This is a genomic window from Paenibacillus sp. FSL k6-2145, assembly GCF_037976585.1.
Taxonomy (GTDB): domain Bacteria; phylum Bacillota; class Bacilli; order Paenibacillales; family Paenibacillaceae; genus Paenibacillus.
This window is the reverse complement of the sequence record NZ_CP150267.1, coordinates 3,211,416-3,232,028: the sequence shown is the minus strand read 5'-3', so window position 1 is coordinate 3,232,028 and position 20,613 is coordinate 3,211,416. Positions and strand designations below refer to the sequence as shown.

Sequence of the window (20,613 nt, the reverse complement as noted above, 5' to 3'; positions counted from 1 at the left end):
TTTTCACATCTCCGTATATGAATATTGGTCGAATAACTCATCGTAAGTTAGTCTATAACGCTGGGACTTGCCGAACTTTTTACTTTCAAAAATAAGCTCATTTTTGTCGTTTCCTTTACTACTCAACTGATCTATGAATTCAACAAACTTGATATATTGGAACTTGTCTTTCTTATTCGGTCGATAACCGTTCTTGATTCGAATCAACAAGGAATATAGTGAGAAATCAATATCGATTTCGACCGGAGTTCCGCCTTTGGGTCTGAAAGCAATCGTTAACATTGGCAGAAATTTCATTAATATCTCTTCTACTCTAGATTCGACTCGTTCAAGCGCTGGTTCGATTTCGAGCTTCTGTAAAGCGTAATAATGCGTCTGTGGTTGTCCAATTTGAACATATATAAGTCCGCCATGTCCCTCACCATTCCATTTATATATTGCATCACGAACGTCTTCTCTATAGAGCTTGGATAGCATATTCCAAGATCTTCTATTCCAATGAAATAAGTAATTCATGTATTGATCATAGACCTGATCCTTAAATGAGTCGTGTTTTTCTTTCGGAACTAAATAGTATAAGTATACAAATAACTTAACTAACTCATTTCTGAAAGGAATACTCTTTTTGTCTTCTTCTTTCCACGGGGAGTGTGGAACAAGAGATTTTGCAAAATACGGTGCCCTATTAACGTCAATATATAGGCTAAACAAATATGCGCCGTCTTTTCTAGATTTAAAATCTATCAAATGCTGATCAAGTAACTCAGTACGATATTGTGTTGGATTGATATGATTTATGGCTTGATGTATAGCAGATGCATCTTCACGATCAAATAGCTGAAAAGGAAGTAGACATGACGTATAAGATTGAAAATCCTGATGTTTGATTAATTCCATTAACTTCTCATGATCTATATTATCCATTGAGGAGGGAACAATTATATTGTATATAAAGTCCAGCAGAGCCCGAGTCGAAATAATAAGCTTTTCTTTTACCATCGCTTGAATCAATAAATCAATAATTTTGTCTTGGATATCCTCATATTGTAATAACTCATAATTTTGAATAATAGGATTTTTAAAAACAACCTCGGGATGTTCAGCCTTCTCTCTTAGATAAGCCCTATAGAACGGATTCTGTTCTGTATCCTGAGTAATTCTTTGTAAAATCCCTCTAATGTAACTAGAACGAGGACCTTGTTCCGTTAGCTCATACATGTGATAATCACTGAAATTCACATATTTGAAAATGTGATCATCCTGAGACACTTCCTCTGTAATCACAGACTCCATAATCCTCTTTGCATGTACAAATTCTTTAAGCCGAGTGAACTCCTTTCCTTCCTCTGCATCAATAAAGTTATTCAGAGCGCCCAGATTAATGGCTAAAACAATGGTTATATTCGGACCCGTTCCAATCTCTTGATCTGAAAACGGCTTTAGTACCTTGGCCAACGTTTCAATTGAAGTTTTCCGAGGAGAGAAACTCTCCGTTGCATCATTATGTAAATAAAATCGTTCTGGATCAGCTAAAAAATCATACTTATCTTTTAAGTAAGATAAGATATGTGATTTACCATCGCCCACTCCGCCACACACCAATATTAACTGTGGTTCATTTGTTTGATTGGCTTCTAAAATATAGTTTTCTAGTTCCTTTTCTACTGGTCTTTGAACATGCATATATTTTTTAAATTCACTGAATCCCTCAAGATTCTCTACAGCTTCCTTCGAAGACTGCTTACAGCGCTTAAGAACATCAATGAAATGAGTATTTGTAGACATGCCCCATCCTCCAAAACACATTTTATAAATCTCCACAAAAAAAGACATAGTTCTCCTATAGGAACCATGTCTGTCATCATACGCTGTTTACTGTGTAATAGACCATGCTTTGGTCCCGCATACATAAAGTTAAAAATGAAATAATTCATACATGCAATAATGCGAAGCACTAATCTACAATAAATGACTATTTATAGGATAAATATACCACACTTATGGTTCTTAAGGTACAAAATTAAGATTTATAGGTATTATTTCCAAGCGACCTACGCATGTTTGAATATGATTAGAACAAAAAGCCTGCTTAAGATGTCCGATTTCTTTATAGTGCTAATTCAAACAATACACTTATTCGCCACCGCCACCATCTTCGCAGGCATCTCTTCCCGCAGTCGCCATACAAAGCTCATCGGTTTGTTCCCCTCGTGACTCACATAATCCGCTTCACCCAGGAAGACAAATGGAGACGTATAGTTATGTTCCTCCTTATACTCCCGCACGAACAGCGCGATCCGGTTGCCCGTCTCTCGATGATGGATATACCGCTGCGCGGTAGCCGTATGCTCCGACACCCGGCTCTGAGTTTGCCAGTGGAATAGGTGTTCGTTGATCGCATAATCCTCGTACAACGTTGAGGGTGAGAAATCTTTGTCCGATTTGTTCAATGTAATGAAGAAGATATCCGTCTGTTCATCGGCAAAATACTTCACACCTTCGCGGAAGGCGGGCGATTGCTGGGCATTCCAATAACCAAAGGCGGCAAGCACTTGGTCTATGGAGTACATACAGTGGATATCCAGTGGACAAGTGTACGTGAACGAATTACTTTTATCCACAAATCGCAGATGAGCCCAATTATATTTGAAAATATCCACAAGCTCTGCTCGGAATGCCTCACAAGACAACACACGCTGCACACCCTCTTCGATGCTGCTCAGTCCTAGTTTCTCAGGCGCAGCCCGATGGAAGGTGTAATAGAACATAATCAACATGCGCTGTTCATCGGCGGTAGTCGGTTCTTGGCCTTTTTCAATAAAGTCGATCAGGAACATCAGCCAGCTTCGGGAGTTAATCGTCAGCACAGACGGTAGTCGGCGGATATACTCCTCGTGTTCATCTTCGATGGGTGCTGTTAATCCGGCTTCGGCCAACATACCGCGGAAATACCTTTTGCCCGTACGTCCACCATACAATTCATATAGTGTCATCCCGTGATGCTCTACAAAATGAGCCAGTGTCAGCGGCAGTCCGGTGTCTTGCTGGAACGTTTGCAGCTTCTGGATCAACGCTCTGCGATTACGACTCATCTGCTTGAGGTTGCGCATAATGTATTCCTTCGCTTGCTTTTCCAATTGAATGAACGTGCCGCGTGGCAGGTTCGAAAAGCCGTTCTCCACGTAGTATGAGATGGAATGTTTGGTGGCGCCGATCAGGGCGCGGAATTTATCTTGGAACCTGTACTCCTGATGCGCTTGTCCGATGAAATCCAGCACGGTCAGGCACTCTTTGCCCTCCGCAATCCGTAGTCCACGGCCAAGCTGTTGCAGGAATACGGTCAGACTTTCAGTAGGACGTAGGAACAGGATGGTGTTCACCTCAGGGATATCCACGCCCTCATTGTACAGATCAACGACAAAGATCATGCGCAGTTCCCCGTTCACCAGCTGTCCTTTCGCAGAATGACGTTCCTGTTCGCTCGACCCGCCATGTAGGGCCATGGATGGAATGCCAGCTTCGTTAAATATTTTTGCCATATACATCGCATGATCCACCCCTACGCAGAAACCAAGCCCCTTCACATCATCCAGATCGGTTACGTATTTGTTCAGACTTTGAATGATCTGGTTGGCACGGATTTTGTTATGGGTATAGAGCTTCTCCAGTTCGTTCAAATCGTAGCCTTTACGCGACCACTTCACCTGAGATAGATCGACAGTATCGGTGACGCCAAAATATTGAAACGGACTCAGTAGTTTCCGGTCAATGGCATCGGTTAGACGGATCTCGGCGGCAATCGTATGATCGAAGTAGGCGGTAATGTCTTTGCCATCCATCCGTTCCGGTGTTGCAGTAAGTCCTAGCAAAATCTTAGGTTCGTAGTGGGACAACAGCTTCTGGTACGAAGGGGCAGCGGCATGGTGGAATTCATCCACAATGATGTAATCGTAATAATCAGGGCTAGTGATCTCCGTCAGCTTAATGGAGTTAAGACTCTGAATACTAACAAACAGGTGATCCAGCGCCTCCGCTCGGTGATTCCCGACATGCAGCTCACCAAAGTTCATATCCTTCAGGATATACCGGAACGTGTCACGGCTTTGCTTCAAAATTTCTTCCCGATGTGCGACAAAAAGAAGCTTGGCTCCCGCATGGCTTGCCCGAAATCGCTTGTAGTCGAAGGCAGAAATGACCGTTTTGCCAACGCCAGTGGCGGCAACGATCAGATTGCGGGTTCGTCCATACAGCGTACGCTCGGCGTGAAGCTGTTCCAGCACTTCCTTTTGATAATCATAAGGCTGGATGTCGAGGTAAAAGTGGTTAGTCTGATCTTTTTTGCGATTCAGAGCCGCCTTCAACTGTGCCTCATGCCCTTCATCCTCAGCTACATATCGCGTAAATTCACGGTCATTCCAGTAGCTCTCAAAGGTCGCTTCAATCTTGCGCAACACATCGAGTGAATCTTTCTCTGTCACCTTGAGGTTCCACTCCATACCACTGGTCAGCGCCGGGTTGGACAGGTTAGAGGAGCCGACATAGGCTGTAGTGAAGCCAGTATCACGGTGGAAAATGTACGTTTTGGCGTGCAGCCGAGTCACTTTGGTATCATAGGAAATCTGGATTTCCGTGTTGGGCAGTTTGCTAAGTTCAGTGATGGCCTTAAAGTCGGTTGCTTCCATGTATGTAGTTGTGATGATCCGCAGCTTCCCTCCACTAGCCGTGAACTGTTGAAGCTGTTCCAGCAGCAGGCGAAGCCCGCTAAATTTGATAAATGACACCAACCAGTCGATCCGGTCGGCGGTCACGATCTCCTTTTGCAACTCCAATAACATACTCGGCTCGGACTTTGCACCTGTGAATAAAGAGCTTTGGGAGATGGGCGTATCTGGACGAACGATTTTGGTATCCCGGACCGCACGAATGCTGTTCAGTTTGGAATACACATGAGTCAACACTTCCCCCTGCTCGTCCAGTTGCAATTCGTTGTATTCTTCTTCCCCCAGCGTGCCTTTCAGCGTAGCAATAATCTCATTACACGTTCGGATCTGCGCCAACACTGCTGTCTTATCTTCCGTCTGTTCCCTTACAATCTTGAGCGCTCGCCGGGTCACCGCCGCCAAATACGTGGACAGCAGCTTGCGCGCTTCCTCTGCATCCAACTTCTCGGTCCCAATGTTATACACATCCGGGTCCAGTGCCGAAATCTCCTGTCTGGTGATTGTGTTAATAAGCTGTTCATATATGCCTTGTTTCATGAATGTACCTCGTGTGGGTGTAGGATGGTTGTGGATCGTTCTCTATGTATATGCTTAGCTGAAAATTGCTTCTTCTATATTATCGACCAACCTGTGGAAGATTTCATTAGTTGTTTTGATTTCATAGAAAAAGCACCTCTACTTATGGTCTGGTAGAAGTGCTTAATGATATGACTTTAAATCATGCATAGATATGTGCAACTCATACCATCTTTTCACTGTATCAATTAGAATTATAAGTTAGTATGACAGTCTTCTCTCTTAAATTGAAAATAAGGTTATCATCTTATCTTTAATAGAGATTGATAAGTAATTGCTTGTTTTTTGAGTTTGAATATCAACACACAGGTTAGTTATCTCCTTTTGAAGTACCAAAAGCTCGGCTGGAATAACAAAAATATTCATTTTCTTTATATTCAGACCCTCATCAATTTCAATCTCAATTCTCTTTATATCGTCGTCAGCACGCAAAATATCACCTAGACAATAGACAATCTTGTCTTCTCTAGCCTCCTTAACCACTTTTTCTCCTAATAACCCTAAGAGAACTTGATAATTCGGATCTCCGTCTTTAAATATATTAATTAACTCAATGATTAGGTCATTCAGAGAAATATTTCTTAATTTCTCTTCCATCCTCTCTCTTGAATCATCTAGAAACCACGATTCGAGGTCCACTGGTGTATCGTCTATTATCCCCGGAACATAGGGCTTAGTGTAAAGAAAATCTTTATTCATTGTTTAACCTACCTTTTAGTTCAAGCAACTCTACTTTTCGTCTGGTAGAAATGACTATATAACTTTAATCTTAACTTTGTTTGTTACGTTTCATTTGAATCAAGCTTTGGGTTCTTATAGCACCAATCTGGGTGATACGGTAACGATTTTAATTTCTTCATATCTTCCCAACTGTAGACCCAATCATAATCTGTGACCCAAAAATAATCTTCGGGGTTTAGCTTGAGATATTCGTAAATAAAATTAAAAATAAGTTCTTGAACGCCGTATATTTCCTCAATGCAACCAACTTTGCAAATTTTTCTATTTTGTTCTAATCCAACATCCTCATTATAGTAAAATTCTATACTCGGATTATCTGTTGCATCTACGTAATATATAAATGAACATCCGTTTTCTTTAACCAATTTATGACTAATATTCATTGTAGTAGATAGAAATTGACCATCCATTGAATAATTTTTACTGTTGTAAAAGTTGAGCATTGCATCAGCATTAAATGCTGCAACTATTGAATCAGCCAATAGTTTTTCAGTTGTATATTTTCTGTGATCCATTAAGATATATGCTGAAGTTCCCATTAATTTATTATCCCCTTTAGCTCTTCTAATGAGTTAACAATTGTTACTCCTTGCTTTCTAATGTCTTCTAGCATTTTGGCATTCTCTGGTCTCAAATTTGTCAATGGCTTATCAATGTAAAGGATTACCTTCTTTTGTTCTGGATTAAAAAAGAAATCGTGGTTTTCATTTGTCAATTTATTAAACTGATCTTCTTTTACTGCCTTAATTGATGCTTTGACCTCAATTATTGCATTTTTTGTCACTACATCTAAATCTCCAGCAGCTTCGCCATTTTCCTTTAGAACTTTTTGCCCAAAACCCGTGACCTCCTGCTCTTTTCTTACGAAGTCAGCAACTTTTGCTTCAGTAGCCTTGCCAACATCCAAGCTATCTAAAAAGCTATCAATATCACGATTAATATTCTTGGGATGCTGATCAACCCAAGTTAATTCATTATTTGCCGTATTCGTATATTTTGTTTTATTTCCATCCTTAACTATACTACCGACATTCGAAGCTTGTCCTGCCCCCTCATTTCCTTTCCCAACCTCCGGCTTACCTCCACCAGATCCACCCAGATCACTATGTTTATCATCCATCGAACGAAATGCTTTGCCAAACAAAACATACGCCAAGGCCTGTCCCGTCATCGCTCCACCGTAATACCCTGCTCCACTCTCATCGATCTGCTTCTTCTGCTCTTCTACAAATTGCTCTATATCAGACCTCGCCGTTCCCGTACCCCAAGCGGTATCCCATGCAAACTGAATACCACGCCCAACGTCTACAACTTTGCCCACTGTCATGGCATATGCCACACTGCTTAATGTACTGAATGGGTTCTCGAAGAAAGCTTCTGCCGTCTGCCCCATTCCCGTTATTGTTTCTCCTACTGATTTATCAAGCAGCCCTACAGCGAAATTTCGCTTTAGTTCCTCTGGAATGTACAGCGCAACCTCGCCTGAGCCGTCCGTTGTTTTGAAGTTCCTCGCGATAAACGTAAACTCTTTCTGGATTTCGTCCAACAGCCCGAGTGTAGTCGGGAACACTTCTTTCACCTGCATAAAATCCCAGAAGAAACGCTCTCCTGTCACACCCGACCAATCGGATTGCAACATATAGATCGATTTCTCCAGTTCCCAGACCATTCGCTCCAGTTCCTGTTTCTTCTGCTGGACCAACTGGGCCTTTTCCTCCAATAGATCGGGATGTACCTCGATTCGCTGCATTTCCTTATCACCCGCCAACCTGACCGTAGTTTATGTACCTAAATTTTAACAAGTGAGAAGGAGGATTGGAATCAAACGGAAGGATCATTTCCTCAGAGGTTATCCGGTCGTTGGGCAACATCCCTTAGGCAGCTATTTTGCGCATTAGTGCATGTTCAGCATCGCTTGAATACCACGTCTATGAAGCCGAATTCAACTTCCTCCTTGCAATCCATTTCCCTCATAACGTCAATAACACAAGCACTAATACACCCATAATAAGAGACTGAACTTCATCATATGAACCAATGTATACAAGGTAGAAAAGACAAACGGGAGGATGGGTATGCAACGATTAGCTGTTCCAGCACTCTGCCCGTTAGTTATATGACATTCACTACTCGTGTAGCGAGGAGATGAAGATACAGCAGAAGGCCATTTCTTTTTGTTCTCCTATGAACCCAATCAAAATGAATTTAATAACATAACATAAACTATCACTTATAGGAGGTTGATATTTATGACACTAGTAAAATATTCTACTGGTCCAGTTGAAAATGCTATTAATTTGACGACAGTTCCCGGTGAGTCCAGAACTTTTTTCGCGAAGGCAGTTAATAATGGAAGCAGCAATGCTACGGTACGTGTTCGATTATTCCGTTTGAATGGAGCAAAAGCTCTGGTTAGCACATTTACTTTCACTCTTGCACCAGGCTCTTCTAGCTTCCGGGTTCTGAATGTTGCTAATTTGGTTCAATTTGAAGTTGAGTATACTACAAACAGCAAACATGTCCTTGTGTCAGGATGGGGTAAAAATGCAACTGGCCGACTGGTTGCAGCTCATCGCTTTTCACCTACAGAATTGGCTAAGAAAAGTTTCGGCAAGCACTCTAAGCACTCTAAGCATTATAAACATTATAAACATTATAAAAAGCATTAATCATAATCAGTAGATTGGAGATCCACCTGCTTCTACAGAGGTGGGTCTTTTGGGTTTATGTTTCAGATTTTGTCGACCTTCTATTATTTGTATTAAAGCTCTCTTGTTTTATCGATACATAAATCAAAAAAAGCCGCCATATAGGCGACTTTCTAAGCGATTATGTTCTTGTCATCGGACACTTGAGAGTTTCTTTAGTCACCATAACTTCTTCACATTTCAAGAAGCAGTCAGTTGCCATCTAAACTCCTCCTACTATTTCATACAAACGGACCTCTACTGTAATTTGGTAAGAGTGCTGTTTGTATGAATACAATTACATTAAATATGATCTACAGATTATTGATATCAATCGGATCTTTCTCAACAAATTTTTCATACCAATTGTTTAGTGGGAAATGTGAGACTTTTATAATTTCTAGAGAGAGTGGTTTGATGCTAAAAGAGCCGCCCCGTTCAAAAAGTTTAATTAACGGTTCATATATGTTTAGATATTGACTAATGCCCGAGGTATTCTCCACGTACTTCGCCAACTGTAGATAGTATTTAATTATTCTTTTCACATATGAGTTTTGATTCAAATAAGCAACAGCCTCTGAACTACAATAAGCTGAAATATCTAATTCCTCTTCTTGATCTCCTAGCAGTTTCGCTACATTTGTAAATGCAGGCGGCATAGGCTTCAGCTGCTCCGCTTTATAAAACTGAGCCATTCTTCTGAGAAATTCATAGCCGAGGTTAGTATCCTCCTCAGAGATAACAGAACCTACTGAGCCCCAATTTATACTATTTAATTTGGATACTGCATTTTCCAATAACATTCTGTTTCACCTCAACATTTTATAACATGAACGAATCATGCCCACGATCTTCCAAAACATTAGCTTTTACTTTCGAGAGAGCGGGGCACGGCATAACTCGGCAGAACGTTATAATATACTTTGTTCATATGTATCATCTCGTCCTAAAAAGAGTTAACTCAATTATCAACAATGAATTAACTCCTTTTTATAATATTACTACGCAAACTCTTATTTACAGGGCAAGTTGAAACCTGGAGAAGCAAGAAACATAGTCATTATTACTTAGGGTTGTTGATTTGGTAATTCTCTTTCAATATAAGAGCAATCAAGAAAACGAAGTAAACTTGTAGTTAAATACTTTGTTTGATATTCATCTAAAGAATTATTAACCATCAACTGACCACTTTCCATTCTAAGTAACTGAGCTGAACCATCTTCTAAGAATAATAGATTTCCGTTAATATGTCTTATGAGCTTCCCTATGACTTTAAATAGGTTCTCAATACCTTTATAAAAAGTGCTCCCATACAATCGGACCCTAATACATACATTAACATCTAAGTTATAATGCTTTTTAACAAAAGCGATATCGGAAATATCCTCAATCTCAAGAGTCAATGAGAAAAAATCAGAACCAATTACTATTTCTTCATCGTTATTATTAAATGGAACCGATCCATTAACAAATTCAGTGGTATATCTTTCTAACAGTTCCCCTAAAGAATTAATATCCAAATTAGTTCGTAGAAATAATTCGTAATCCATTTATTTATCTTCCCCAAACCCGACTTTGTAGTCCACGCGAACTTCTGAGTATCACCTAGATTATATCTCCAACCTGATAATTTAATCCTAATCCATGAAAAGGAAATTCAACTGATCCATTTAGCTTTTTATCATCCACAGTTATTACACTATTTTTGCGCAGTAATATTGGTTTATCATTCAACTCTGGTAGACAGTCCCCATCCGGGTCTTATATAGTAAGAAGCACCTCTACGTTTGTATGGTAGAAGTGCCTTTAAGTAGTATCATTATTTCATTTACATGCTGCTTTTTTTAGCTGAATAGCTCCTTTTCAATATAAGGACGGTCAAGTAGAAGAAGAAGGCTTGAAGTTAGATAGGTAGTTTGATATTCATTCAACTGATAATTGACCGTCAACAGACCATTCTCCATTCTAAGTAGTTGAGTAGAACCACCTTGAATTCTAATGCACTAGAATAATCCTCCACCCTCATAACTTATACAATCTTTTCGCTACACCACTTTGGGTTGTACGGCCTTTGACTTAATCTCAAGATATCGTCAGCTGTGTAATACCACTCAGCATCATCAAACCATAAGTAATCTTCCGTGTTATCTTGAAAATACTCTACTACAAACCTATAAATAAATTCATATTCATGATTAATATTTACAACATCCACTGCCCAAAAGTAATCTGTTGATTGGGTGAGCCACGTAAAACTATCATATGAATTTTCGACAACTTTATTCACGTTATAAGTGAAGTACCTAATAGTTTCTTCATCATCAGTATTTGATAGGGTCTCTTCATCCACTTCAGATAGTGTGCCTTCTGCAGATTGAAATTTGTTATCTGTATCATAATCAACTGTTAAATGAAAACAATACATATTCGCTCTCTGTGCTGCATGCTTAAAGTTCTCAAGAGTCTGCTCCGGAGAATAATTTGAGATTTTTTTTAGAATGATTACTGAACTCATTTACTTATAACCTCCTTCAATTCGTCTAATGAGCTAATTAATTTTATATTCTGATCTTTTAACTTTTCAACTAAATCAGACTGAGTTTTATTTTTCACAGTTACATCTTCAATGTAATAAATAACTTCTCGATTGTCATAGTTAAAATAATTTTTATTTGATGGATTGATCAACTTATCCAGTTGCTTTTCATCTAAGGCACTTAAAGACTTCTTGACCTCAATAATATGCGAGTCTGTTAGAATATCGATATCGCCTGCTTTCAACTTATTTTGCAATTTCAATTCTATACCTGTACCTTGTAATCTACCTGTCTCTTTTATTATCTCTGCCACTCGCCCCTCTAAAATATCGCCAGTTTTTAAGCTTCTTAAATTCTTCTCAATAATTGCATCTATATCCTTAGGACCTTGATTTGTCCAAGATATTTCATTCCCGAATAAATTTGTGTATGTGGTTTTAGTGCCTTCCGTTCTTAGCCTTCCATCATGATTCAGACTATTTCCCTCACTCTTCTCCTTCTTACCTTCCACTGCTCCACCCGATTCATGGTGATCCTTCGAGTGCAAGGCTCTGCCAAAGAGAAAATAAGAGAAAGCCTGGCCTACCATGGCACCTTTATAATAACCCGACTTATCCTCATCGAGCTGCTTCTTCTGCTCATCCATAAACTGCTCGATGTCAGACCTTGCCGTTCCCGTGCCCCAGGCCGCATCCCATGCGAATCCAATGCCACGTCCAACGTCAACTACCTTACCCATAGTCATGGCATAGGCCAGACTGGTTAATGTACTAAACGGATTATAAATGAACGCTTCTGCCATCTCACCAAGTCCCGTAACGGTGTCACCAATTGCTTTATCGACCAGTCCGGTGCCGAAGCTTGGCTTCAGTTCTTCTGGAATGTACAGCGCAACCTCGCCTGAGCCGTCCGTTGTTTTGAAGTTCCTCGCGATAAACGTAAACTCTTTCTGGATTTCGTCCAACAGCCCGAGTGTAGTCGGGAACACTTCTTTCACCTGCATAAAATCCCAGAAGAAACGCTCTCCTGTCACACCCGACCAATCGGATTGCAACATATAGATCGATTTCTCCAGTTCCCAGACCATTCGCTCCAGTTCCTGTTTCTTCTGCTGGACCAACCGGGCCTTTTCCTCCAATAGATCGGGATGTACCTCGATTCGCTGCATTTCCTTATCACCCGCCAACCTGACCATAGTTTATGTACCTAAATTTTAACAAGTGAGAAGGAGGATTGGAATCAAACGGAAGGATCATTTCCTCAGAGGTTATACGGTAGTAGAGCAACATCCTTGGGTAACCATTTTTGCATATTAATGCACGAATGAATACCGTTGAGTCGACTGGGTATCTTGTACAAAAAGAACGACTTCTATCACAGATAGAAGTCGCACAAGATAACGATGCAACATGATTAAATCTTCTTTAAGACACTACAAATTGTACGACAATTGGAGTCCCATCATTTAATGCATCTCCACCGGGAATTGTAATTGTAGTAGTCGTAGCCGAGGACGTATCTGCTGTTTGCATAAGGCCATTAATATAAAGATTGTAGTAGTTGTAGGTGCCTGGGAATGCGGTTGCAGCTACACCAGCGTCGTTTGTAAAAGCTGTCGCGGCAATCGCAAACGTTGCTCCAGTGCCAGTTCCATCACCAATGGTTGCAGCAAATCTCAAACTATTCTGAAAGGGTGTCACAAGTGGCATGTTTCTCACCTCCTACCTAACATAGTATATGTGGTAGGTTTGGGAGTAGTGAAGGCAAAGGAACCAGCAACTAAAACCAATTTCAACCATTTATTATATTGGCTGTTATTATAATTATCTCTATAGTAATAGGTGTCCCTGCAAAGATCACACCGTTTTGTGACGAAAAAAACAACCTCTCAGCACTTACATCGTATGAGTTTCCTTGTTGGACGATCCCGTTGATATATAGATTGTTAAAACTGTTAAGTCCAATTCCGGCAAATTCGGTTATACTGCCGCCATCGTCATTTGTGAAAGCTGTGGCAGGAATTGTAACTGAGGCCGACAAATCCAGATCGGTGTCCGGAAAATAGAAGTAGCGGTTTGCCGTAGGAATGATTTCAATTCCGGGTACGGTGCCCGGCGGACCTTGCTCACCTGGGGGACCCGTTGGTCCTTGGACTCCGGGAGTTCCCGGTTGACCTGGCTCACCCTGAGGGCCAGCTGGACCTTGTGCTCCGGGAACTCCCGGTTGACCCGGCTCACCCTGAGAACCAGCGGGGCCTTGCGCTCCGGGAAGCCCCGCCTGACCCGGCTCACCTTGAGGGCCTGCGGGGCCCTGGGCTCCGGGAATTCCCGGTTGTCCCGGCTCACCCTGAGGGCCTGCGGGGCCTTGCGCTCCGGGAAGCCCCGGTTGACCCGGCTCACCTTGAGGGCCAACGGGGCCTTGCACTCCCGGAACTCCCGGTTGACCCTGCTCGCCGTGAGATCCGGCGGGGCCTTGGGCACCTGCAACACCTTGCGTGCCAGGGAGACTCACAGTCTTCAATTCATGTTGTCTCAACGGAGCGAGCATGGGGCCGGGCTCACAACATACCGGGTTGCTGCCCATCCCTCTCGGTAACGCAATGACTTTTTTGTCACGGGCCATTTTCTGTGATCTTAATGGACGCTTCAGGGAGCGGTACTTTCTTCGGCAAACTTTACGAATCTTATAGCATTTCCGTTTTCGAGGAAATTTGTTTTTGTATTTCAATCTAGCACGTCTGGGCCTTAACTTGTTGAGGGTAGCTGTCCTCTTGTTCAGATTCTTCAAAATAGTCACTCTCCTTAGGCCGATGCACACAGTGTGTATGCCCTATGTATATGTCCGTGGCACGTGAGGAGAGTGTGCGAATAACTATGAGGGAAGCCCATTAGCTCAAAAGACATCAGCCCCTGCCATTAGTCCTTTGCCTTGCCCATATACCTTCATTGTCTAATTATGAAGGGAAGCTGAATACCCTTATGAAGCGGAGCTTAACTTCCTTTTTGCCGTCCAATAGCTCCAACCTTGGAATATTACAAATAACGCTACTGCCATGGTCAAACTCATCCCCATCTCCACCACTCGCTGCATATTCCCATTCAGGAAAACACTGTCCCCCTGAGTCACCGCGGAACTGAACTGCTCTGAGGCGAAAAATACATAATAGAGACTAAACATCAGCATATGAACAAAGGTATACATGATGGAAAAGGCAAAAGGAAGAATGGATATATACTTATTTTTACTTATCACGAACATAATGAGTGCCTGTGCACCCAAGAACATAGAGGCGATCAAGGTTAACTCCAATCCACCAGACGTATGGAGCACGCCACTAAAAAATAACTTTTCAAACATATTAAACGTAAGTCCTTCACCCCAATTATGATACATCACCTGAAAATACGCTTGCAGATACCCTAAAGTGAATAACAGGGGCACAGATAACAGGCAAAGGCGATCCACACGTTTGCGCGTAAACACAAGACAGGTACCTAGTGCACATACCGTAATCCAAAAAATAGGCATTAATTCGATATACCGATTATGCACACCATATCGATTCGCGATTAGTCCACCCGCCAGTGTCACAATGAACAGAATCAAACCAGCCAAGGCACTGCCAAAAATCGTTCTCCTATTGAATCCATACGTTTCTTTGGTTACCGTTCTGCGCAGTTCTGAGATAGAGCCAAATTGTTGAATGGAACGTTCGATGGCCTTTGCCTCTCCCAGCCCCTGGCGCTTTAGATGATCCACCGAGGAATAGAGATGCGCAGCCATTTCTTCTCTCCACTCAGACTTTTCCCTCTTCGTTAAAAACGTAAATCGAAGTACTTGATCCAAATAATGTTCAATGACTTCCATGCAGATCCCCTCCCAAGAATATATCGATAATCTTAATGTTCTCCGTCCATGATGTCTTCAATGTGTTGAGCTGAGTTTGGCCATCCGGGGTGATTCGGTAATATCGCCGCCGTGGTCCATTAATTTGCTCTCCCCAATAACCCTCAATGTACCCGTTAGCCTCCATACGTTTCAGTGCAGGATACAGCGTTCCTTCTTTTAGATCAAACTGACCATTGGTCTCGTCATTCACCGTTCTGGATATTTCGTATCCGTATGCATCCTGCTTATTCAGTACAGACAGTACAATTCCATCGATGTATCCTTTAATCATTTCGTTTCTCAGCTTCACACACCACCTACTATGCATTTCTATGTAGTCAAGCATAACAAACAAATATTGTAAAAAGCAATGTCATGGAGCCGATGGTCTCACAATAAATCTCATTCAGCGTTGCAAGCAACGACACGTACCCGGAACCGGTAACTCCGGCAGCACCTTTTAAGGTCAGCATCATTACACCGAGCAGCACCACTTGGGTAATGGTCAACTCCACCCCATATGCCTGAGCCATGAACATCGCGGCTCAGGTAGACCGAACCCATCATTTTACCGATAGAGAACAGTGAGCCTAAGCCGATTGCCAATCGTATATACCATGGCCCGGAAGGCTCATTTACAACTTAGGCATCGAAAAAGGGTTCTCTTCCTGCTCACAACCAGTTAACACGTAAAAAATACTTCCTTGCTCACTCTTCATTGTACCGATCCCTTTGCAGATGTCGGTCTTCACTTCCTGTTTGGAGCCATAGGCATCCCTTGAGTTATCGTAAGTCGATTGAATAGCTGTACCATTATAGATCAATTCCTGGATAATGGGCCCACCTTCAATGGTATACATCGTTACACGAACCTGATCCTGCTGTTTTTTCTCCACATTCTTCATAAATGTGTTCCACTTATCTTCGTTCCGTATGCCTCCATGAAGCACAACCACATCCCCGCTTTTCTCCGCTTGCTCTGGATTATGCGGCTCGATAATTTCTGGAAAAGCTTGCGTAATTCCGGAAGCATCCGTTGTTGGATCATTTGCCTGACAGGCAGTTAACAGCATTAACAGCATTAAAGCTAACGATAGGATAAGCATATTTTTTCTCATTCCATCACCTCATCTATGAAACATTTCAATCTTATCCTTTTTTGCATGATTATGCTTATTTTGTCATTTATCTGTAACTCCCTCGTTGTCCCGAACGTTTAGAATCATAGAAATATAGGTAACAGGAACGGAAATGTATTTTATCATTCAGCAGGAGGTTTATTTAATGACGTTAAAAACAATGCTCGGTGTAGCACTGGCTCTATCTGTACTAATATCCACCCTTTCAGCAAGTACAGCGGCTCTAGCTTCAACAAACGAGAGGCAGTCAACCGGATTAGCCCATGAAATGGAGCGCTCATCCCTAACATCTACACCTGTTCTGCTCATTGCTCCAACTCAACATGAAGGTCGTTCCGCATACAACGGTAGCTTCACAATGGCTGCTTCCAATGGAACAAATGCCAACATATCGATTGAGAACAACAGCAACCACACAGTATATGTGAAGATGTATGTAAATGAAGTAAGTGAACCTATGGAAACATCTATCAGCAGAAATAGTGATAAAACGATCAATCTGCTTGCATTACAAGACACCGATATTAAGTTGTACATCTATAGCAGAATAGGTCATCACTTAGATCTCTCAGTTGAAGCAGAGCAGTTTCATTGATGCTTACTCTCACACCTACATACAAGAAAAACCCTTCACGCAAGCGATTCAGATTCACGTTGCCATGAACCGATGCCTGCTTGAAGGGGTTTTATATTTCCATCACACTTATTTCTCGAATCGGAACCAGCCAAAGTCAAACTGACTGCCTGGCAGGAAGATAAAGCTTACTTTCTGCACACCTGTCACTTGCTCAAGCTCAAACACCCGCTCTTCATACCCACCCGACTGCGTGAACTCAACCAACTGGTTGCTCTGTCCGTCCGCACCTGCGAAGCGAATATGAATGGTATTTTTATCAATCGGTGAATGACCATAAATGACGAGCTTCGATGTGCCTTCTGTCGTAAAATCCATGTTTTCAAACTCCAGCGATACATTGTTTCCGATACCTTCTACTCGATCAGCTTCAATTTCGAACGTATCTCCGTAGAGATGATCACAGGATGCAGCCGCATTCTTTTCAAAGGCCCGACTCTGACGTTCGAAGGAGAACCCTTTAATATGAATCTTCTGCTTCAGTACAAAACAGATCGATGTAATTCCGCTAAGACGTTTGGATAATTGGTATATCTCTTCTTGGTACACATTCCAAATGGACTCTTTGTCATACACCACATCTGCGATCATCGTACTTCCCTCTTCATCCGGCATACCTTCCCAGATCTGAATGAAGTAATCCTCAGTGGACAACGTAAAGATCGGAATGGTAATCGTATCGGAGCCGTACGGTCCGAAGTCAATATTACGGAAGCCTACGTGCGTTTCCCCGTCGCGACTTGTCGCTACCCCACGCTCATTACCGTTACCAACCTCACCTTTGGTGTAATCGTACAGTCCGCCCGTGATGAAGCCGTATGGATCTTTGTAAGCTGTGCCGAGACCGTCCGCCTTGAACTCCAGCTGGGAGATAAGTTTGGTTTTATCCGTACCATTAGTACTGGTTGCGCGAAGTCGGAACTCCCCGTCACCTATAGCCGATACCTTTACCGCATGTTGGTGCTCAACATTATCGCCCGCTTCCGCTTGAACAGCTTCCACTTTGGCAATGTTGGACTCAATCCCCGCATCATTTACAACAGCCCACTCGATGTCGCGATAGGAAGTGTTCTCTGGATACAGCTTGGCGGTTACAATAAACTCCGGGTTGGACGGATCGAGCAACTGTCCTGCTTTACTGATGATCTCGATTTTGCGCAAAGGAATCTCCTGAGCGTTCCCCGTCAGCACCGGACGTTGTTCATTGTTCATGAAGACAGTTTGCACTTGCTTCTCATCAACCAGTTCCGCATCCACAATACGCGATTCAAACTCAGCTAGAGCCCCTTCCAACCCTTCGGAAGAAACTTCAATTCGGACCGTTCCAGGTTCATTTGTTGCTCCGATAATCGCCATCAGTTTGCCGCTGAACAGTCTTCTACTCAATCCTTTGTATGGATCATAGTCGGTGCTGTCCCCGTTATCCAGACCCAGCAATCTTCCTGCACCCGTCACCTGAACTTGTACGCGGTTGTTTGCATTGTGAACTGGATTACCCGTTTCATCTTCAACATCAATTTCTACAAAAATCAGGTCTGTGCCATTCGCTTGTAACTGCTCCCGATCCGCTTGCAGACGAATTTTCTTCGCATCCGTATAGGATCTTTGCACATCGGTTGCAATGATCTCACCGTTCTCATCATAAGCGATCGCTTTCAGCTCGCCCTCTTCGTAAGGCACTTTCCACCAGCCAGACAGCTGTGTTCCATTGGCATGATCGATATCGTACGTGCCAATGGTTTTGTCGTTGAGTTGCAGTTCAATCTTCGGCGCGTTGCTGCACACACGTACATCAATGATCTGACCCGGACTGAAATCCCAATAAGGGAACAGGTGAACCATCGGACTTTTCTTATAATCCGTCCAAGCCGCTTGGTAGATGTAATAAGAGTCTTTCGGGAACGTTGCTGTATCCAGCTGTCCAAAATACGAATTCTTCGTATGATACGGTGTCGGCTCTCCGATATAATCGAATCCGGTCCACAGGAACTGACCCAGCGAATACGGTGTATCCCGCTCTGCCAGAATGCAGTATTCTGCCGACTTCGCGCCCCAACTGGTCGTACTGTTACCCAAAGCCGAGCACTGCTCATCATCATCTGCCAGAATCGGCTGTTCGAATGGGAAATGATATATCCCACGACTCTGCACCACCGAAGACGTCTCACTACCATAGATAATCCAGTCAGGATGCTCTTCATGATGTTTGTCGTAATATTTTTCCGCGTAGTTGTACCCTGCCAGCTTCACGATATCTGCACATTTTTGTGCATTTTCCCAAGGCATGTAGTTCGAACCAATTGTCACGCCAGCATTACCTTTTGGATCAAATTCCAGCACATAATCCATCAGCATCCGAGTTACTTCCTGTCCACGCTCATCCGCATGGGTATCATAGATTTCGTTCCCAATACTCCACATGATCAGACTGGCATGGTTACGGTCGCGTTTCACCCAGCTCTTCACATCCGTATGCACCCACTCTGGGAAAAATCTCGCATAATCGTATGGCGTTTTGGCACGTTCCCACATATCAAAAGCTTCAGACACAATCAGCATACCCATCTCATCCGCAAGTTCCATGAACTCTTTGGCAGGCATATTATGCGCGGTGCGGATGGCGTTAACACCCATTTCTTTGAGCAAAACGAATCTTCTACGCAATGCCGTCAGGTTAAACGCAGCTCCCAGTGCCCCGAGATCATGGTGTTCACACACGCCGTTCAGCTTCATCTTAACTCCGTTCAGGTGGAACCCTTCATTGGCATCCAGCTTGATATCCCGGAATCCAATACGCTGTGATACCGATTCAACTGTCCGTTCTTCCTGATCATCCGAGGTCAATCGCAGCTCCGTCACCAGTTCATACAGATGCGGTGCATCCGGGCTCCACAAGTTTGGACTCTCCACAATGATCTGTTGGCTATCTGCCGATACCACCACATTCTCACCCACCGAAGCCGTAACATTCGCTTGGCTGGATGCCACCATCTGACCTTCATACCGGATCGTATGCACCAGCTCTGCTTGCTGATTCTGTTCCAGGTTCAGCTCCGTATCCACTTCCACCTGCCAGCCATTCGGCTGCTGATTAATGGATACATAGATTCCATCCGTAACAATATGGTTGCGGTCTCTCGCCTTCAGCCAAACATGGCGATAGATTCCGGCCCCGGAATACCATCTGCTGTTCGGGCTCTGATGCACCACTTTGACAACAATCTCATTGTCGCCTTCCACCAGTGCATTCGTGATCTCATGTTCAAAAGCAGAATAGCCATACTTCCACTCCCCAACCAGCTGCCCATTTACATACACGGAAGAATCCATGTATACGCCATCAAAACAAAGTAAAAGCTGCTGCTCATCCTTCGTGTAATGGAACGTCTTACGGTACCATCCAATGCTGTCCTCATACAGTTCAAGCGTATTATATATCAGCCAATCATGGGGAAGCTCCACAGGTTCGAACACCAGACCCGCAGGTTCCGTAACATCCAGCTTACTTTTCGCAAATTGCCATCCATCATTAAAAAGTCTCTTCTGATTCATGGTAGATTCTCACTTTCTTGAAGTAAATTATGATTGCGGTTACAACAGCAGATATCGCTTTTTCCGAAAACCTTTTCGGTAATACTTAAGTATGACTATAACACATAACCCGATTATACCATCAGTCTCTTCCCTGTA

At 42.7% G+C, this 20,613-nt stretch carries 17 protein-coding genes and 1 pseudogene; 2 read left to right on the top strand and 16 right to left on the bottom strand.

Translation table 11 applies throughout. From position 1 onward, the window contains the following. Positions 1-3: 3 nt before the first annotated feature. From dptF to NZ043_RS14240, 5 genes are all read right to left on the bottom strand, one after another. Positions 4-1,785, bottom strand: coding sequence for a DNA phosphorothioation-dependent restriction protein DptF (gene dptF / locus NZ043_RS14260; protein ID WP_165980346.1), 1,782 nt, complete (start codon positions 1,783-1,785; stop codon positions 4-6). Between the two features lie 335 nt (positions 1,786-2,120). Then, positions 2,121-5,258 (bottom strand): DEAD/DEAH box helicase, encoded by a 3,138-nt coding sequence (locus NZ043_RS14255; protein ID WP_133386537.1) that lies wholly within the window; start codon positions 5,256-5,258, stop codon positions 2,121-2,123. A gap of 261 nt (positions 5,259-5,519) precedes the next feature. Beyond that, complete coding sequence (locus tag NZ043_RS14250) at positions 5,520-5,996, bottom strand: hypothetical protein (protein ID WP_133386536.1); 477 nt, start codon at positions 5,994-5,996, stop codon at positions 5,520-5,522. A gap of 83 nt (positions 5,997-6,079) precedes the next feature. Beyond that, entirely contained in the window at positions 6,080-6,577 is a 498-nt protein-coding gene (locus NZ043_RS14245) for a hypothetical protein (protein ID WP_133386535.1), read from the bottom strand. Beyond that, positions 6,577-7,788 carry a WXG100 family type VII secretion target gene (locus NZ043_RS14240; protein ID WP_133386534.1) on the bottom strand — a complete coding sequence of 404 codons (1,212 nt, stop codon included), beginning with the start codon at positions 7,786-7,788 and terminating at the stop codon, positions 6,577-6,579. The genes NZ043_RS14245 and NZ043_RS14240 overlap by 1 nt, the downstream gene beginning before the upstream one ends. Before the next feature lie 499 nt (positions 7,789-8,287). Between NZ043_RS14240 and NZ043_RS14235 the strand changes: the two genes are divergently transcribed. Then, a complete protein-coding gene (locus NZ043_RS14235; RefSeq protein WP_339312343.1) occupies positions 8,288-8,707 on the top strand; it encodes a hypothetical protein in 420 nt (139 codons plus the stop codon). 332 nt (positions 8,708-9,039) lie between these two features. Here the strand turns inward: NZ043_RS14235 and NZ043_RS14230 are convergent, their stop codons facing one another. The 10 genes and pseudogenes from NZ043_RS14230 to NZ043_RS14185 form a co-directional block, all read right to left on the bottom strand. Continuing rightward, positions 9,040-9,528 (bottom strand): hypothetical protein, encoded by a 489-nt coding sequence (locus tag NZ043_RS14230; RefSeq protein ID WP_133386532.1) that lies wholly within the window; start codon positions 9,526-9,528, stop codon positions 9,040-9,042. Between the two features lie 264 nt (positions 9,529-9,792). Continuing rightward, positions 9,793-10,275 carry a hypothetical protein gene (locus NZ043_RS14225; protein WP_133386531.1) on the bottom strand — a complete coding sequence of 161 codons (483 nt, stop codon included), beginning with the start codon at positions 10,273-10,275 and terminating at the stop codon, positions 9,793-9,795. 479 nt (positions 10,276-10,754) lie between these two features. Then, entirely contained in the window at positions 10,755-11,240 is a 486-nt protein-coding gene (locus NZ043_RS14220) for a hypothetical protein (protein WP_133386530.1), read from the bottom strand. After that, positions 11,237-12,430 (bottom strand): WXG100 family type VII secretion target, encoded by a 1,194-nt coding sequence (locus NZ043_RS14215; RefSeq protein WP_165980345.1) that lies wholly within the window; start codon positions 12,428-12,430, stop codon positions 11,237-11,239. Before NZ043_RS14215 ends, NZ043_RS14220 begins: the two co-directional genes overlap by 4 nt. Positions 12,431-12,686: 256 nt before the next feature. After that, positions 12,687-12,971 (bottom strand): DUF4183 domain-containing protein, encoded by a 285-nt coding sequence (locus tag NZ043_RS14210; protein ID WP_091034485.1) that lies wholly within the window; start codon positions 12,969-12,971, stop codon positions 12,687-12,689. 82 nt (positions 12,972-13,053) lie between these two features. Next, positions 13,054-13,884, bottom strand: a complete 831-nt coding sequence (locus NZ043_RS14205) for a DUF4183 domain-containing protein (RefSeq protein ID WP_133386528.1) — start codon at positions 13,882-13,884, stop codon at positions 13,054-13,056. Between the two features lie 354 nt (positions 13,885-14,238). Then, positions 14,239-15,129, bottom strand: a complete 891-nt coding sequence (locus NZ043_RS14200; protein ID WP_133386527.1) for a permease prefix domain 1-containing protein — start codon at positions 15,127-15,129, stop codon at positions 14,239-14,241. Further along, positions 15,116-15,460 carry a PadR family transcriptional regulator gene (locus NZ043_RS14195; RefSeq protein ID WP_339312339.1) on the bottom strand — a complete coding sequence of 115 codons (345 nt, stop codon included), beginning with the start codon at positions 15,458-15,460 and terminating at the stop codon, positions 15,116-15,118. Before NZ043_RS14195 ends, NZ043_RS14200 begins: the two co-directional genes overlap by 14 nt. 97 nt (positions 15,461-15,557) lie before the next feature. After that, positions 15,558-15,695, bottom strand: a pseudogene (locus NZ043_RS14190) (cation:dicarboxylase symporter family transporter); the annotation flags it as partial. A 90-nt stretch (positions 15,696-15,785) separates the two neighbouring features. Further along, a complete protein-coding gene (locus NZ043_RS14185) occupies positions 15,786-16,268 on the bottom strand; it encodes a DUF4362 domain-containing protein (protein ID WP_133386525.1) in 483 nt (160 codons plus the stop codon). Positions 16,269-16,434: 166 nt separating this feature from the next. Here NZ043_RS14185 and NZ043_RS14180 point away from each other — a divergent pair, with 166 nt between their 5' ends. Then, complete coding sequence (locus NZ043_RS14180; RefSeq protein ID WP_133386524.1) at positions 16,435-16,884, top strand: hypothetical protein; 450 nt, start codon at positions 16,435-16,437, stop codon at positions 16,882-16,884. 108 nt (positions 16,885-16,992) lie between these two features. Here NZ043_RS14180 and NZ043_RS14175 read toward each other — a convergent pair whose 3' ends face one another. Further along, positions 16,993-20,475, bottom strand: a complete 3,483-nt coding sequence (locus tag NZ043_RS14175; RefSeq protein WP_339312335.1) for a glycoside hydrolase family 2 TIM barrel-domain containing protein — start codon at positions 20,473-20,475, stop codon at positions 16,993-16,995. Positions 20,476-20,613 lie beyond the last annotated feature (138 nt).

Excerpts from the sequence above, each read along its gene's own strand:
- NZ043_RS14235 (WP_339312343.1), top strand. The coding sequence starts at position 8,288 with ATGACACTAGTAAAATATTCTACTGGTCCAGTTGAAAATGCTATTAAT.
- dptF (WP_165980346.1), bottom strand. The coding sequence starts at position 1,785 with ATGTCTACAAATACTCATTTCATTGATGTTCTTAAGCGCTGTAAGCAG.
- NZ043_RS14255 (WP_133386537.1), bottom strand. The coding sequence starts at position 5,258 with ATGAAACAAGGCATATATGAACAGCTTATTAACACAATCACCAGACAG.
- NZ043_RS14250 (WP_133386536.1), bottom strand. The coding sequence starts at position 5,996 with ATGAATAAAGATTTTCTTTACACTAAGCCCTATGTTCCGGGGATAATA.
- NZ043_RS14210 (WP_091034485.1), bottom strand. The coding sequence starts at position 12,971 with ATGCCACTTGTGACACCCTTTCAGAATAGTTTGAGATTTGCTGCAACC.
- NZ043_RS14245 (WP_133386535.1), bottom strand. The coding sequence starts at position 6,577 with ATGGGAACTTCAGCATATATCTTAATGGATCACAGAAAATATACAACT.
- NZ043_RS14205 (WP_133386528.1), bottom strand. The coding sequence starts at position 13,884 with ATGGCCCGTGACAAAAAAGTCATTGCGTTACCGAGAGGGATGGGCAGC.
- NZ043_RS14225 (WP_133386531.1), bottom strand. The coding sequence starts at position 10,275 with ATGGATTACGAATTATTTCTACGAACTAATTTGGATATTAATTCTTTA.
- NZ043_RS14215 (WP_165980345.1), bottom strand. The coding sequence starts at position 12,430 with ATGCAGCGAATCGAGGTACATCCCGATCTATTGGAGGAAAAGGCCCGG.
- NZ043_RS14230 (WP_133386532.1), bottom strand. The coding sequence starts at position 9,528 with ATGTTATTGGAAAATGCAGTATCCAAATTAAATAGTATAAATTGGGGC.
- NZ043_RS14200 (WP_133386527.1), bottom strand. The coding sequence starts at position 15,129 with ATGGAAGTCATTGAACATTATTTGGATCAAGTACTTCGATTTACGTTT.
- NZ043_RS14185 (WP_133386525.1), bottom strand. The coding sequence starts at position 16,268 with ATGAGAAAAAATATGCTTATCCTATCGTTAGCTTTAATGCTGTTAATG.
- NZ043_RS14175 (WP_339312335.1), bottom strand. The coding sequence starts at position 20,475 with ATGAATCAGAAGAGACTTTTTAATGATGGATGGCAATTTGCGAAAAGT.
- NZ043_RS14240 (WP_133386534.1), bottom strand. The coding sequence starts at position 7,788 with ATGCAGCGAATCGAGGTACATCCCGATCTATTGGAGGAAAAGGCCCAG.
- NZ043_RS14180 (WP_133386524.1), top strand. The coding sequence starts at position 16,435 with ATGACGTTAAAAACAATGCTCGGTGTAGCACTGGCTCTATCTGTACTA.
- NZ043_RS14220 (WP_133386530.1), bottom strand. The coding sequence starts at position 11,240 with ATGAGTTCAGTAATCATTCTAAAAAAAATCTCAAATTATTCTCCGGAG.